The sequence below is a fragment of the Lacinutrix algicola genome, from assembly GCF_001418085.1.
Classification (GTDB): Bacteria; Bacteroidota; Bacteroidia; order Flavobacteriales; family Flavobacteriaceae; genus Lacinutrix; species Lacinutrix algicola.
Genome location: NZ_LIQH01000021.1, coordinates 50226 through 67795, shown reverse-complemented (window position 1 = coordinate 67795; position 17570 = coordinate 50226). Strand labels below are relative to the sequence as shown.

The following is a 17570-nucleotide window of genomic DNA, read 5'->3' as shown; positions in this document are numbered from 1 at the left end:
TTTAATATTACCTACACACTACTTGGTAAAACAATTTCAAAACGAGCACCGTTTCCCACACTACTTTCAACACTTACCCTTCCTTTTAGTTCACTTACTATGTTTTTAACCACATAAAGCCCTAAACCGTGACCAGTCTCATTAAATCTATTGGCCCTATAGTATAAATCAAAAATTTTATGAATCTTCTTTTTATGCATACCAACACCATTGTCTTCAACAATTACTATTACTTCTTTTTGACTAGTTCTTACTATTATATTTACATAAGATTTATCTAATTCTTCAATATCTGTAGAATATTTTATAGCATTCTGAATTAAGTTTTGCAGTATATATTTTATTTTTTCTTGATACGAATTAAAATCACAAGTATCGATAACATCTACTTTAAAATTTATAGCAGAAAACTTCTCTACTCCTTTTAACGAAGCCAATACTCCATCTATAATTTTAGAAAAGTTGATTTTTTTAATCTCACTTTTATTAATCAAAATATTAGATGCTTGAGAAAGACTTTCTGATAATTCTTTTCCATCTTTAACAACAGTATCCAACATGCCCATTAACAATTCTTTCTCTTCACTAACCTTTTCATCTTTTAACAAATCAAGAAGCCCTTCAGCTGATGAAAAAGGAGCCTTAAGATCATGAGCAGAACGATACAAAAACAGCTCTAGGTCTTTAGTTTTTACTTTCAATTTATTTTCTAACAATTTACGTTTTGTTATATCTAACATCATCGCGCAATAAAAACTACTATCACCAATTTTTCCAGAACTTAAAGCAAATTCCACAGGAAACTGACTACCATCCTTATTCAAACAACACATTTCTACAGCATTTACATTTTGTTTGTTTTTAATTCTATTAACAGTCTTTTTAAGCTGGGTAATATTTCCTTTCCTATATTTATCAGACATTAAAACTGTTAACGATTTACCTATTATTTCTTCTTTCTCATAACCAAAAGCTGCCTCTGCACCTTTATTCCACTCCGTAATATTGCCTTTATCATTTGCAACCACAATAATACCAACATTTATAGACTGGTAAATTGTTCTAAATTTTGCTTCTGCATCAATTAACTTATTACTCGAACTGTTATGTTTAGTGATTTTATACAATGCTATTGTTGCAGAAACAACAACACCTATTTCATCAAAGTTAGGGGAAACCACTACCGAAAAGAACTTTTTCTCTCCAACAACATTAAAATCATACAATTCGAACTCGTGAGTTAATTTATCTACACAAGCTTTATCTATATTCTGTTTAAAATACTCAAAAACTTCAGGGCTAAAATAATCATATAGATAGGTATCGATTAAATCATTAACTTTATTACTGCAAAAGCGCTTATTAGCATTTAAAATCTTTCCATACCTAGAAATTGTAAACACATTTAAAGGTATTTTTTTTAAGAAATTTTTACTAGCTAAATCATCTTGCAAAAGCTTAATGTTTTTTTCATGATATTTTGTTACATCATTATAGATCGCTAAATATTTTACATTTTTTTGCTCCTCATTTATCAATGGTATAATTGTAGTATCTAACCAAAATGGATTTCCTGTTTTCGAGAAATCGGCCAAAACACCACTCCATTTATTTCCCATTTTAATGGTTCTCCACAAGTTTTTATAAACACGATCTGAATGTAATGGCGATTTTAGTAATTCGTGTGTTTCCCCAATAAGTTTATTGGCATTACAATCTAAAATTTTACAAAATTTATTATTCACATATTCTATCCTACCTAAAGAATCTGTTATAGAAACTATAGAATTCTCAAAAACGGTTTCTAAAACCTCATCATTAAGACTGCTTAATAAACTATATTTAATTGCTTCCATAAAAATTATTTTTAGCTTTTAAGCAGTACTGTTTTGCAGACTCAAGGTCATCGAACATTTTAAACGGAGTAAGTGGCTCATAAATTCTTTTGTATGAATTTACTATCAATTTTATTCCAATAGAATTAATAACATAAGCTTCAGAAATCCTTAACTTAACTAATGTAGGAGAATTAGCCATTAAATTAGACGACTCTCGCGTAAAAGTACCTTGAGAATCTCTAGAGTCTATTAAAAAAGGCATAGGCTTACCATCGCACAGCTTGTCTATAATTTTAATAAAAACTTTAACTGCATCTAATTCAAATGTGTAATTAGCTTTTTCGTTTCTAAACTGACAATATAAAATACCATTATCTGTCCAAAACTTTGACTGACCCATTTTTATTACATTTTCCATGTTAACCATCACAACTTAAAGAATTAAACACCGTATAATTTTCACTACTATATTCTATTGCTAAATTGGAATCTTTAAAAATCAAATTAGAAAAATTAAAGCCGTAAAATATTTGACATAAAGAAAGAAGAACTTTATGCTTATTTTTTTTTACTAAAAAAACTTTTGAAAGCACTGCGTTTTCAATTTTTAAACTATTAGACAAAATTCTAAACAACCTTAAACCATACAAAGTATTGAGCTCGCTAAAATTAAATATCACTGGCAAGTAAGTTTCATTTGACAATATTGATATCGCCTCATAAAACAAATCTTCGACACCATCTAAAGAATAGTTTTTATCAAAATCATTATATATATCACAATAAATAACATTTCGGTTCAGCCAAATTTTAATATTATTTATGTGTATTTCATTTTCCATAACTATATCTTTATAAAACCAATACTAATAAGATGCCAAATGTCTCATTTTTCAAAGAAAAACACTCAATCGACTGATTATTAAATTATTACATGTAACTGGTAAATTTAGCTATAATAAAAAAATAACGATATCCCGTGAGTGACCTTTAGGTTAAATTTACAAATTGACGGTATTACGTTAGTAAACGCAACACTACAAATTACTATAACTCTATTTTTAAGAGAGCTATTAATATACCGAGCTCTCATTACTCAGTTATAACTCTTAAAAAATTACTGCTATTTATTTAATATTAAGATTTAAAGAAAAAACTGTTATTTATGAAGTAACAATACTACCTACTAATTTTTGTCCCCAAATTTCTATATAATCATTTGGCTCCAACTCAACTGTTCCTGAAATTGAATTACTTGTTATATCTGCCAAAACATTCACTCTCATAATTGTATTAGTTTCAGTTAAAGTTGTTGTTCCATTTTTTCTAATAAAAAACGCATAATAATCACCCAAATTAACATTGCCACGTACCGATAATGAAGCACTTATTTGAAATGTTCTAGTTTTTTTTCCTAAATACGTCAACCTATTATCTTGAGGTGACGACACTCTAAGAGCGTTTACTACAGTAGTACTATTAGAACCACTATTCCCTGACAAATTAAAAGCACTATTATTTGGAGCACTTTGAACAAAACCTGTTGTAATAGTTCCGTCGTAATAAATATGACCAGTAGCAACCTCATCTGATTCTACAGAAAATCCAGGACAATCTACCGTCCATGCATTACTAAAACTATAACCTGAAAACGAACCTGATGTATACTTTTTAATATACTGTGTACTAGTACCACTAAAACTAGCTCCTGTTAACACTCCTTTTTCTACAACAGGATTACTACTAACATCTATTCCTATAGCAGAACCATTTACATGAGAAAAACCACCTTGCTTTTCAAGAATACTAAATGCTCCTACAAATGTTTCATAAGTTCCTGAGTTTGTAGATAACCAACCTTGATTACTCAACAACAACTCTCTAATATTTGAATAAGTAATACCATTTGCATTTCCCGAATACTGAACAATACTTGAAAATGCTAATCCGTATCCATCCACAGAACCTACTGACATTGAATTTGCAACTACAGCATCTCTAAAAACAAAGTTTTCGGTAGTTGTTCCCGTTAAATTAAAAATAGTCCCTCCTGGAGCTGTTAGCGTTAAACCCTTTATACTACCTCCCGAATTCCCTACAAACATTGTTCCTCCTGATTTTGTCAAAATATCTTCATTAGTATCGTACCCAAGTATATATGCATTATTTAAGTTAATAGACTGCGCCAAGGTAACTGAGCCATTAATCTCGTATAAGGTATTTGGAGTTAACAAATACTCACTTCCTCCTCCAGCTGCAAGCTCATCATTTAAATCTGCAGCAGATTTAATTAATTTGTGATTGTCACGTTTTTCCGTAGGCATTATTAACCAATTACTTGAGTTATAAAAATAAAAAGCACTTTCAGTTATATCATAAACCAACAGCCCATCTGCTGGGTTGACTATCGCTAGTTTTTGAGCAGTAGTCATTCTTGGCGCCAACATTCCCTGAGTCTCTGAGCTAATATCTAAAACAGAAGAAGGATCCGGAGACGTTGTACCAATGCCTACTTGAGAAAAGGAACAATAACTAAAACTAACAAAGACAGCTAGTAGAAGTGTTTTTAAAGATGGTTTTAAGTTTTTCATAATTAATAGGTTTAGTTTATTTTGGATTTTGATTAAGACTTTAAGGCTTGCACTAAACAAAACCACAAAAGACATTTACTATTGAATCAAGAGGTTTATAGGAATAACAATCAAACTCTTATATAAAAAAAAAAAACGCTCTATTAATTCTAAAAAGAATTGGTTAACAATAACTAGACCTTTACAGCTAACAGCATTATTTTATATTATTTAATTACAGCTCCACTATAATTTTATTAAATACACAAATAAAAACTACTCGACAACCTCTTGATTTTCAATAGTATTATAAAAAAGCTACCAATACGAATGCCAAAATTAATTTAAGAACAAAAAAAATCATAAACACCTATATATTAGTTGCTTATGATTATAATGTGAATTATTGCTAATTATAAAAATATCGTTATACCGCTTAATTTTAGGTTGAAAAGCAGAAACTAACGGTATTCCGTTATTTTATTTAGATTTTAAAATATTCAATTTAGTCATTCTATCTCGTAATGTACTAGGCTTTAAATTTAACACAATAGCGGCTCCTTTAGGCCCACTAATTTTCCAATTACATTTTTCTAAAACCATTATAATATGATTACGTTGAACAGAATCTAGAGTTAAATCTTTACTATTAATTGGCTTTGCTTTTTGCGTAGAAGATTCGAATCCGGGAACAATTAAAGTCTCCGTACTAGACAAGATAGAGGCACGTTCTATCAAATTCTCTAATTCCCTTATATTACCTGGCCAATTATAAGCTTTCAACTTACTCATGGCATCATCTGTAATAAACTTAATATTCTTTCCATAAGCCTTATTAAATTTATCTACAAAATGCTCAACTAATAAAGGAACATCGTCTTTTCTGTCTCTTAAAGGCGGAACCTCTATTGGAAAAACATTAAGTCTAAAGTACAAGTCTTCTCTAAATTGTTTTTTCTTAATCTCTTCTTTTAAATCTCTATTAGTTGCTGCAATCACTCTAACATCTAATTTTTTTGATCCAGTAACACCACCAACAACCTCAATTTCACCTTCTTGTAAAAACCTTAATATTTTTGGCTGCATATCTAATGGCAACTCTCCTATTTCATCTAAAAACAAAGTACCTCCATTTGCTAATTCAAATTTCCCAACTTTATCACTGACAGCTCCCGTAAAAGATCCTTTTTTGTGACCAAACAACTCACTCTCAATCAACTCCCTAGGTATTGCAGAACAATTCACTTTAATTAATGGTTTATTATTACGTAAACTCGTATTATGTACAGCTCTTGCCAACAACTCTTTTCCTGTACCAGATTCACCTAATAATAACACTGTAGCAGTTGTTGGAGCAACTTTCTCAACCTCTGTTAAAACATTACTAAACTCTACACTTCCATAAACCATTTCCTCATAATTAAACACTAAGTCTAACTCATTACGCAGGTAAACATTTTCTTGTTCTAATTGCTCCTTTAATGTATTTAGTTCCTTATTTACCTCTGTTAGTTTCTGATTAGTAATTGCTATTTTATTTTCTGCAGTTTTTCGCTCTGCACTTTCTATCATTAAAGAAACAATACTAGCTATAGAAGTAACAAAACTTTCTTCATCTACACTAAAAACTCTATTGTTTGACTTACTCTCAAAACTTATAATACCATAATAATTATTTCTACCATGGATTAACACATCTATTCTAGAAAAAATATTATTAGGAATAAAAAATTGTTTAGCAAAATCTTTAGTTATTGAATTAGATTTTACATCTTTTATATTTATACTATTTCTATTTTTAAATGCATTAAAATAGTTTGGAAAATCATCTTTTACTATCATTAATTCATTTGCCTTAAACAAATTATCTGTTGCGTTATAAAACAACCTGCTCATTAGTTCCGTTTGCTCATTCCTATACTCCCATATAGTTACCAAATCTGCATCTAACGCTTTAGCAGACTCTATTGCAATCTTCTTTAAAGAAGAATCGAAATCTTCACCAATGAGACTAGCTAATTCTAGAATAACATCTTTTTTCTGCTTTGACTTTATCGCAATATCTTCTAAAGCTTTCCTAATTTTCTCTTCTTCTGAAACATCTTTAATTGTTGCAAATATAGCTACAACTTCTCCTTCATCATTCTTAATTATTCCTGTTAAAAAAGAGGCTAAAAACTTATTCCCTGATTTTTTAATAAACTCTAACTGAAAAGATAGCGCATCTCCTTTTGCCACCTCATCCTTAATTTTAAGCATATTTTCATAGTCCTTTTCTTGTGCAAAAGGATACGGTAATTCTTGACCAATAAGCTCTTCTTCTGAATATCCAAGAATTTCACATAATGAATCGTTTACTTTAATTATTTCACCTTCTAAATCTACCATAAACAAACCTTCTTGCATAGACATAACAAGGTTTTCGGTAAATTCGTTTGCTATCTTAAGGTCTATTGCTGCTTTTTTACGAGCTGTTATATCCTGAATGGTACCAACGAAACTTATCTCTTTACCATTTACAGAGATGATCTCCCCTAATCCATGAATCCATTTTAACTCATTTGTGTCTTTAGTTATGATTCTATATTCTAAATCGAACTTTTTATTATACTCTTGACATTCTAAAACTATTTTTTTTACAACCGCCCTATCTTCTGGATACACAATTGCTTTCCAAATACCAAAATCTATTATAGTGTTTTTTTCTACTCCTATAATTTCATTGAATGTTATAGATGTTTCAGCTATTAAACTTTTTAAACTTAAATTAAAACTTCCTGTTTTCGCTATTTTTTGCGCTTCCAAAAGCGACTTTTCACTTTCCTTAATTTTTATTTCTGATTGTTTACGTTCAGTAACATCTTGAATTGTACCAAAAAACTCAACAGGCTCATTATCATAATGAATAATATGACCTAATACATGAATCCATTTTAATTGCTTTTTATTTTTAGTTATTACTCTAAATTCTAGATCAAATGCTTCTCCAGTCTCAATGCTATTTCCAAACATTTCTTTATCTAAAAGCGCATCATCTGGATGAATAATCTCCTCCCAAGATTGAAAGAAAAAATCTCCATTATCTTCCAATTCTAAGATATTTTTAAAAGCAGTAGAAGCCTCTATTTTTTCTGTTTTCAGATTTAAACTATAACTTCCTATTTTTGCTATTTTTTGAGCCTCTAATAACGACCTCTCATTTTCTTGTAATTTCTTTTCGGCTTGTTTACGCTGCGATATATCTTGTATTGTTGCAATATTAGCAATAACTTCTCCTTCATTATTTTTAACAAATGAAGCCGACATTAAAACAGGAAAACGCTCTCCATTTTTACGCATTAAAGTTAACTCTACTTTACTATATTCTCCTTTTAGTATGTTAGTGTATGTTTCTTCAATTTCTTCTCGTTTTTCTGGCGGCCAATAATTAAAAGGAGCTTTTTGACCTACTAATTCTTCTTTTGTAAAGCGCAACATTTTACAAAGCGCCGGATTTGCTTCTATTTGAACGCCTTCCATATTTACAACTGATAAACCTTCGTTTAAATTTAGAATAAGATTTTCTGAAAAATCTTTAGCTAGCTTTAAATCTATTTCAGCCTTTTTACGCTCCGTAATATCTTGAACCGTGCTAAAACTTGCTGTTTTCACACCATTAACATCATAAATACTCGATATTAAAACATGTACAGGAAAACGCTCCCCATTTTTTCGCATGTACGTGTTTTGGTAATTCTTTTTATTTTTATTTTCTTTTAATAATTTATAATTTTCATCATTTTCTTTTTGCAATTCAGGTGGAGAATATGGAAACGGACGCTTAACACCTATTAATTCTTTCTCAGTAAAACCTGTCATTTTACAAAAAGAAGGATTTACACTAATTATTTCTGATTCTAAATTTATAGCAATTAAGCCTTCATGCATACCATTTAGAAGACTAGAAGAAAATTCATTTGCTTTTCTTAGATCTAATTCAATGTTTTTACGTTGCGTAATATCTTGAATCGTACCAATCATTTTTGTAGGATTACCTATATCATCAAAAATAAGTTTACCTATTCCATGCACCCAAACTTCTTCTTTAGAGCCCTGCTTTAAAACCCTATACTCTTTGTTAAATTTCTTATTATTTATAACGCAATATTCAAAATAATAAGAAACTTCTTCTTTATGGTCCGGATGAATAAGCTCTGTCCAACCTTCCATTGTTCTAGCATAATCTCTATTAATGCCAAAAACGCTGTATAAAAATGCAGATCCTTGCCAAGTCATTTCGTTTAAATCGATAACATAAGAACCTATATTACCAACTAATTGAGATTGTCTTAAATTATATTCGCTTTCTTGTATTTTTATTTCGGCATGCTTACGGTTGGTAATATCCTGCATGGTCCCAATTACTTTTATTGGTTTTGCATCGCTATCGAAAACGAATTCACCTATTCCATGGACCCAAATTTCTTTTTTATCGTCTACTTTTACAACTCTGTACTCTCTATTAAACTTCTTGTTGTTTAAAATACAATCTTCAAAATGATTTTTAACAGATTCTCTTTCCTCTGGATGAACAACATTCATCCAGCTTTCGAATGTTTTCACAGACGTTTTATCTAAACCTAACATCTTGTTAAGCACAATAGAACTTTCCCAAATCTGAGTGTTTAAATCTAAAGAATAAGACCCTATATTTCCAATTATTTGAGCCTGCTTTAAATTATACTCACTTTCTAAAAGCTTAAATTCTGCATTTTTACGCTCTGTAAGATCTCGCGCAATAGACAAGACCTCCCCATCCTTTTGCATTCTTGAAGACACCTCTGTCTCTATAAAAGACCCATCTTTACGCTTAAACTTTCTAAAAAAAAGAATAGGATCTCCTTTTAATAAACTTTCATAATTTTCTTTACTCTTAATAAAATTACCTTGATTAAGATCGTTAATATTTAGTTTTAAAAATTCTTCCTCTGTATATCCTAAATTAACATACACAGCTTTATTAAAACTATGTATTGTTCCGTCTAAGGAATAAGTAATAATAGAATCTGTTGCTTGATCTATTAATGCTTTATAAGACTCGTCTTTCTTTTTAATTTCTTCTACAATCCTAGATTTCTCAATTGCTATGCTAACTAAGTTTAATCTAAAATTTAATTCGCGAATATCGCTTAAAGAAGGCGCACTTATAGACTTACTATAAATAGCGAAAGTCCCTATAACTGTTTTATTTTTTGATAAAAATGGAATAGACCAACAAGACTTTAAATCACTCTCTAACGCGATATCTTTATAATCTACCCATAAAGGATCTGTGCTTATATCTGAAACAATAACAGGTTTTCCTGTAAATGCAGCTGTACCGCATGAACCCACTTTTTCTCCTATAGCAACTCGTTTTAGTGCCAAACTATACACTTCTGGTAGTGATGGTGAAGATTCTAAAACAAGGTGTAGACCATCTTGATCCATTAAACTAATAGAGCCATAATACCCCGGATAAATAGACTGATAGTTTAAAATTAAACGATCAAAGATTTCATGCAAAGGAGTATTTACTGCAATTAAATCTAGAATTTCATTTTTATGTATTAATAAACGCTGTGTTTTTTCTCTTTCTAAAACCTCACTTTCAAGATCTAAGTTCTTTTGTTCAAGCTTACTAATCAATCTTTTACTATAGAGTTTTAAAACTTCTTCTTCAGTAAATTTTATTTTATTAGCAACTTTCTCCTTTGGTATAATATCAGCAAAAATATCTTTAATTACAGATAGTATTTTATTTTGATCTGTTGGTTTTCTTAAAAATTGAACTGCTCCTAGTTTTAACGCAAAATCTTCATCTAGCGCTTCGGTGTATGTAGAGGTGTAAAAAACAAAAGGAATATTTTTAAATTGTTCGTCTTTTTTACAAGCTTGACAAAATAGATAACCATCCATAACTGGCATTAAAATATCTGATATAATTAGATCTACATCGTATTCATGTAGTTTCTCTAAGCCTTCTTTACCGTCTTTAGCTTCTACAATTAGATAGCCTACTTCTTCAAGTATAACTCTTAGTAAATATAGGTTTTCAAAAGTATCATCTACTATTAATATTGTTTTCATACCTTAATTATGCTTTAAATATACTCTCCATTTGTTTTACAAAAGTATCTGGATTAATAGGTTTTTCTATATACCCATTTGCTCCAGCTTCAATTGCTTTTTCCTGATCTCCGCCCATAGCATGTGATGTTACTACGATAACAACAATGCTTTTTGGCAAACCACTAGATCTTAATCTGCTACATATTTCATAACCATCCATATCTGGTAACTGAATATCAACTAAAATAATTTCGGGATGTTTTTTATTTGCTAAATTTAACCCATCTATCCCATTGTAAGCCTTAATAACATTGTAACTACTACTTGTGAGTAAATACGAAAGCATATACATATTTTGTATATTATCTTCAATAATTAAAATGGTAGAGTTCATTATTTAGTGTTTTTTACTAGTGGACTTAGTGATAAATATATTAAAACTAATTATTAATTAAAGTAAGTAAGTTTGTTTAGGAATATTTTAATGGAAATTTAATTATAAAGGTACTCCCTTTTTCGAGCTCACTTTCCACCTCAATTGTACCTCCTAATTTTTCGATTAAATTTTTACTAATAGCCAACCCTAGGCCTGTTCCTTCATGTTTTCTATTAAGACCTCCTTGGAGCTGAATAAAAGGTATAAACAATTTATCAATATCCTTTTTATCTATACCAATTCCTTGATCTATGATTTGAGTTATTAGCACATCATCTTTTACGTTTACTTTTATTCTTACATCTCCTTTTTCAGAAAACTTAATAGCATTAGAAAGTATGTTTAGTAAAATTTGCTCTATCCGCCTTTCATCACTTACCAATGTAATATCTAAATTAGAAATTTCTGTACGTAATTCCAATCCTTTTTTTGAAGCCTGTGGCATTAAAAAATCTATTGTTTTTTCTAATGTTTCCAAATAATTAAACGGATAGAAAGAAACTCTTAACTTACCTGCTTCTATTTTAGAAATATCTAAAACGTCATTAATTAAGCCTAATAAATGTGAACCACTATCTTTTACCATAGAGAGTTGTTTTTTTTGTTCACTATTTAATGGTCCTGCTAATTCTTTTAATAAAATACCTGTAAAACCAATAATAGAGTTCATTGGCGTTCTTAACTCATGTGACATGGTTGCTAAAAATGCAGATTTCATTAAATCTGCAGACTGCGCCTTTACTTTTTCTTTCTCTAATTCGGTAGATTGAAGATTTATATCTTCTAAAAGATTTAACAAAGCCTCTTTACTATCATTTAGTTCTTCAGTTCTTAAACCTACTAGTTTCTCTAAATTATTCTTATAGCTTAATAGTTCTTTTTCGCTATGAATTCTTTCTGTTATATCTGAAGCAGTACCAATATATCCATAAATATTGTTTTGTGCATCTATTAGCTTGGTGCCTTTAACAATAAGCCAAGTGGTATTTCCTTTTTTATCTAAGAACTTCAGTTCCAAATTAAAATCACTTCCATATAACACTGCTTGTTGCCATACATGTATTACTCTGTCTTTATCTTCAGGATGCAAAGCATTTATCCATCCAGAACCCATTGCTTCTTTAAATGACATTCCGGAATATTTCATCCATTCATCATTAACATAATTAACCATTCCTTCCTTGTCTGCAGAAAATATGGCTACTTGCGCATTGGAGGCTAGACTTCTAAATAGCGCTTCGCTTTTTTTAACTTTTTCGGATGTGATTTCGTAAACTAACTTTAATTGTTTTTCCTGTTCTGAAAGTTTTGAAGAAATTAAATTATTTAAACGTGCTGATCTACCCGCAAAATACCATACAATCCAACTACTAACAAAAGCTAACAAAACACCAATTATTGAAGACCATATAGCTGTATTAAATGGCTTTTGCAATGGCACTACATAAAGTTTCCACTCCCCTATAGACATCTCTATAGGTATAGCATAGTCTTTGTATGGAGAGATATCGCTTTCTAAAAAAAAATCTTCTATACCCGTTTCCGTGTTTACCTTGGACAATTGATATATAAAACGATTTTCTTCTGGATCCTCCAAAACTAGCTCATTAAAAAAAGTAGATATTCTAGTAACCACAGCAGCAAACCCAACGAATTCATCATCTATAAATAGAGGCTGCCTACTTACCATACCAACTCCTCCTTGTTTTAAACGAACTGGACCCGCAATAAAAAAATCTTTCCTTTTTATAGTAGCCATAGATCCACTGCGTCCCTCAGCACTTGTTAGAATATTAAAACCTATAACCTCATTGTTCTCTAACGGATAAACGTGTGTAATAACACCATTACCGTCTACTAATTCTACAACATCAAAATATTTACTTCTACTTAGCAATTCTGCCGCTATTTTATTGAAATCTTTTGGAACTCCATTTATTTCCACAATATATTCCAGTAATTTTGTAGCGGAATAACTATCCATAACCAGTGATTGCAACTTTTCTTTAATTAAACCAACCTGCTTGTTCACTTTTTGTTTTTCTTCACTATTGTTTATCACATACTCCTGATAAGAAACATATTGCGTAGCAAAAAGCAGTGTTAAAAAAACAAAGAAACCTAACACCAAAGGCTTTTTTAAAGAAAAAAACGAAATACTTTTTCTCATATTAAAGAAAAATTAAATAGATTTCTTTTTTTTATAGTTGATTTAATTATCATTTTCTTTTTCTAACTTTTTAATAATCCCTTTCAATTCTTTCATTTTCAACTCCCTACCTACAAACAATTTATTCATACGCTCTAATTGATTATTTTTTAAATGCACTTCTTCTGTTCTAACTTCAATTAATTCTTCTAGGTTATTTCTGTATTTTTCTAATTCTGCTTCGGCATTTTTCTTTTCCGTTATATCTAAAATAGTTAACAAAACATGACCTTCGCTATTCAACTGAAGTGACTGTAAAGAGATTAATATATATATTTCTTTTCCTGAATCCATTAGATATTTTAATTCCATATTAGAAACATATCCTTTTTCTCCAAAAGCACTCCATAGTTTATTTTCATTTTCTAAATTGCCTGGACTATCTAGACTGAACAACCTTATTTCTTGAGCTGTTCTCCCTAACATGTTTTCTCTTTCTAAGCCAACAATATAAGCCAATGCTTCGTTTACTTCTACAATCTTCTTTTCTTTATTAAGTATGGCTTTTCCAATAACGTTAGACTCAAAAGCTTTAGAGAATTTATCTTCATTTTCTTTAATGTTTTTTTCATACTCTACTCTTTCTGTTACGTCTTGAACCAATGACATTACGGTCTCTACTTGCCCATTTGGAGATTGCAAAACAGAATTATTCCATTGGCAATAAATAACTTTTCCTTCTTTGGTATTGTTACGGTTAACAATTTTATTGTTTTTAACTATTCCTTTCATTAATTGGTTAGAAATAACCTCTGTAGATTCATAATCATCTTCATAAACGAGGTTTAAATCATTAAAATGCTTTCCCAAAACTTCTTGTTCTTTCCAACCAAATATATTTTCTGCCTGTATAGACCAACTACAAATAATTAAATTATGATCCCATTCTATTACTGCCAAAGGAGAATTACTTAAGTGCATAGTAAGACGTTGATGTGCTTTCTGGATTTCTTCATCTGCTTTTTTACTTTCTGTAACATCTAGTATTAAAGACAAAACTGTTTCTATTTGTCCGTCTGGAGATTGTAAAACCGAATTATACCATTGACAATAGATTACCTTACCTGATTTTGTATTATTACGATTAATAATCTTATTACGCTTTACCTTACCATTTCTTAATTCGCTAGCAATAAAATCTGTAGCAGGAATATCTTCTTCATAAACTAAGTCTAAGTCCACCAATTGTTTTCCTATCGCTTCAGATTCTTTCCAACCAAATATTTTTTCGGCTTGTGTTGACCATTTAGAAACAAAAAAATCCCTATCCCATTCTATTATAGCTAGTGGAGAATTATTTAAATGCGTAGTAAGACGTTGATGTGCCATCCTGATTTCTTCTTCTATTTTTTTACGCTCTGTTATATCTCTAATAATACCAATTAAAAACAAATTACCAGCAACATCAATAAATCTTGTCTTTTTTGTTGAAATTATTCTTGGCTCTTTTTCTGCTAGAGTTAAAGTTTCTTCACTAACATTCTCTATTCCTGTTTCTAAAACTTGCTTATCTACTTTTAAAAAAAACTCCCTTTCCTCAACAGAAACACTTTCTGCTAAAGTTTCGCCTATTATAGCCTCTCTTTCAATATTAAAAACAGAACAAAACGCATCATTAACCAACAGTATTCTACTTTGATCATCTTTAACAAAAACTGGGTCACCTATATTGTTTAAAATACTATCTAGATACTTTTCACTTTTAATAATTTGCTCTTCTACCTCCTTACGATTTGTTATATCGACAATTGTCCCTATGTACCCATACAAATTATTATTAACATCATACAAACCTGTAGCTTTAGCTGAAAGCCATTTTGTCTCCCCTTTTCTATCTAGAAACCTAAGGTCTGTTTTATATTCTGTTTCTTCAATAATAGATTTTTCCCATACATCAAGAACTCTATCTTTATCTTCTGGATGTATCGCATTAGACCAACCAAAACCCAAAGCTTCGTCAAAAGCTATTCCTGAATAATTTATCCATTCTTGATTTACATAATTACAAACTCCATCTTTGTCTGTTTGAAAAATACCAACAGGTGCATTAGAAGCTAAGCCTCTAAATAATTGTTCACTATTTATTAACTTCTCTTCAGCTTTTTTCCGCTCTGTAACATCTACAATTGTTCCTATATACCCATACAATTCGTTATTATGATTATATAAGCTAGTGGTTTTTGCCGAAACCCATTTTGTATTACCTTTTTTACTTAGTAATCTAAAATCTGAAATTAAATCTCCTCCACTAGAAACAACTTGCTCCCATTCACTTAAAACCCTAACTTTATCTTCTGGATGAATAGCAGTAGACCAACCCAAACCTAAAGATTCTTGAAAAGTTAGCTCTGAATACTTCATCCATTCCTCATTAACATAATTACAAACACCATCTTTATCTGTTTGATAAATTCCAACAGGAGCATTAGATGTTAATCGCTTAAATAACTTCTCACTATTTATTAACTTTTGTTCCGCCTTTTTCTTTTCAGTAACATCAATAGCCATTCCTATATAGCCATATAAATTATTCTGTGCGTCATAGGTTCCTACCGTTTTAACAGTTACCCAGACCACCTTATTATCTTTATGCAAAAATCTAAAATCTGTTTCCAGTTCACTTTCTCCAGATGACACATATGCTTTCCATTCTTGAAGTATTCTTTCTACATCATCAGGATGAATGGCATTTGCCCACCCAGCTCCCATAGCCTCTTCGTAAGACATTCCTGCATAATGCAACCACCTTTTATTTACATAATTACAAGAACCTTGAGTATCTGTTTGATATATTCCTGCTGGCGCTTTAGAAGTTAGCCGTTTAAAAAGCTGTTCGCTATTTATTAATTTCTCTTCAGCTTCTTTACGCTCACCAATATCCTTAGCAACAATACCTAACGCTAGTGGTCTTTCTTTTTCCTTATCTTTAATTAAGAAACCGGACATTTCGATAGGTATTAAATCTCCTGTTTTCAAATTTTTAAAGCTTGTTTCGCCTTTCCAGCCATTAGCTTTAAAAATATTAGACATATGCTCGTTTGCAATTATGTCGTGATACTCTTCAGGAAAAAAAGCAGAAATAGAATCTGGCATTTTCTCACCCGATCCTAATCCCATTAATTTTCTACCATTATCATTTAAATAAAGAGGTTCTCCATCTAATGTTGCTAAGCCAATAAAATCCTGATTAGTTTCTATTAAAGACAATAGCATTTGATTATTAGTATCTGCTTTTTTCCGTTGTGTTATATCTGTATAATAAATTGTCAATCCATCTTGAGATGGGTAAATTCTATTCTCAAACCATTTATCTAATGGCTCATAGTAATCATCAAAATACACCGTCTCTTGCGTTTCAACTGCCTTATGATAAGCTTTATAAAATGAACGCCCTACACCTTCTGGGAATTCGGTCCAAATATGTTTTCCAAGCAATGCTTCTGGCGACTTCCCTAAAAGATCTGCTGCTTTTTTATTAACATACGTATAACACCAGTTAGTGTCTAGAGAAATAAAACCTCCTGAAATATTATTTAGAGAAGTTTCCAATTGAGAAGTTAAATTTTTCTCTAACTCTTGTTTTTCGGTTTTTAGTTGTAAATATTCTTTTTCATATCTTAATATAGAAAACACATCTCGTTCTTGATTAACAATAAAAGAAGCACTTTTTTTCTCTCCATCTATATACTTTAAGTACAAATACAAAACAAAAGAAAACACTAATGCCGCAACAAGCTTTCCTATAATATTCCCTACTAACAAATTATAGAAGCGCACATTCCCTAAGTAGAGCACTATATTAAAGACAAAAGAATCAAAAATAAAAACAGTTAAAAGTGAAAAAAAGAGTATAAGAAAGAAATATTTTTTATTAATTATTGAAATAAAAAATTGATAAATTATTACCATCCAAAGAAAATCTAACAACAACAATATACTACCTGTAATAAAATACTTATCATCTATCAAAAATGCGAATGTAGACTCTATGTCACTCACATTTTGCGTTTGCGTAAGGCAAAATAACACAGACAAAAGTAGATTGGAAATGATAATCCCAAAAATAAGAGCTCTTGCACTAGAAACTCCTTCTTTGATATAAATAAGTAAGACCGCAAACAAAAGACAACTAAATATAATAAGAGAGGAAGGATAAATTATGAAATTATCTAAAACAGTAAAACTTACCATTGTTCCGGTAAGCGCTTGCAAATATCTAACCGCTCCCAAAAAGAGATATAGAGGTGCTAAACCTAGTACATTTCTAAATTTAAATAATAAAAGAATACTAGATACTATGAGTAGAAACTCAAGAATTATTGTGGTATAGATATTCATAAAATGAATTGGTTAAGCTAGGAACTTTAAAAATACACTTTTTACTTTAAAAACCATAAAAAACTAAATACATTTGATTTACAGTCAAT

Annotated in this window: 8 protein-coding genes; all 8 read right to left on the bottom strand. The window is 30.3% G+C overall.

Features of this window, described 5'->3' with window-relative positions; translation table 11 throughout:
- Window positions 1–11: 11 nt before the first annotated feature.
- The 8 genes from ASC41_RS01765 to ASC41_RS01730 all read right to left on the bottom strand — a co-directional run bounded on the left by ASC41_RS01765 (window position 12) and on the right by ASC41_RS01730 (window position 17481).
- On the bottom strand, window positions 12–1856 hold the full coding sequence (locus ASC41_RS01765) for a PAS domain S-box protein (RefSeq protein ID WP_055434925.1): 1845 nt from the start codon (window positions 1854–1856) through the stop codon (window positions 12–14).
- Window positions 1843–2238, bottom strand: a complete 396-nt coding sequence (locus ASC41_RS01760) for a DUF7793 family protein (RefSeq protein ID WP_152971396.1) — start codon at window positions 2236–2238, stop codon at window positions 1843–1845. Before ASC41_RS01760 ends, ASC41_RS01765 begins: the two co-directional genes overlap by 14 nt.
- 19 nt (window positions 2239–2257) lie before the next feature.
- Window positions 2258–2680, bottom strand: coding sequence for a hypothetical protein (locus tag ASC41_RS01755; protein ID WP_055434923.1), 423 nt, complete (start codon window positions 2678–2680; stop codon window positions 2258–2260).
- Between the two features lie 321 nt (window positions 2681–3001).
- Window positions 3002–4429, bottom strand: a complete 1428-nt coding sequence (locus ASC41_RS01750; RefSeq protein WP_055435068.1) for a hypothetical protein — start codon at window positions 4427–4429, stop codon at window positions 3002–3004.
- 459 nt (window positions 4430–4888) lie between these two features.
- Window positions 4889–10516: a PAS domain S-box protein gene (locus tag ASC41_RS17065; protein ID WP_055434922.1), complete on the bottom strand. Its 5628-nt coding sequence runs from the start codon at window positions 10514–10516 to the stop codon at window positions 4889–4891.
- A 7-nt stretch (window positions 10517–10523) separates the two neighbouring features.
- On the bottom strand, window positions 10524–10892 hold the full coding sequence (locus ASC41_RS01740; RefSeq protein WP_055434921.1) for a response regulator: 369 nt from the start codon (window positions 10890–10892) through the stop codon (window positions 10524–10526).
- Between the two features lie 76 nt (window positions 10893–10968).
- Window positions 10969–13104, bottom strand: coding sequence for a sensor histidine kinase (locus tag ASC41_RS01735; protein ID WP_055434920.1), 2136 nt, complete (start codon window positions 13102–13104; stop codon window positions 10969–10971).
- 42 nt (window positions 13105–13146) lie between these two features.
- On the bottom strand, window positions 13147–17481 hold the full coding sequence (locus ASC41_RS01730) for a PAS domain S-box protein (RefSeq protein WP_083477116.1): 4335 nt from the start codon (window positions 17479–17481) through the stop codon (window positions 13147–13149).
- Window positions 17482–17570: the final 89 nt, after the last annotated feature.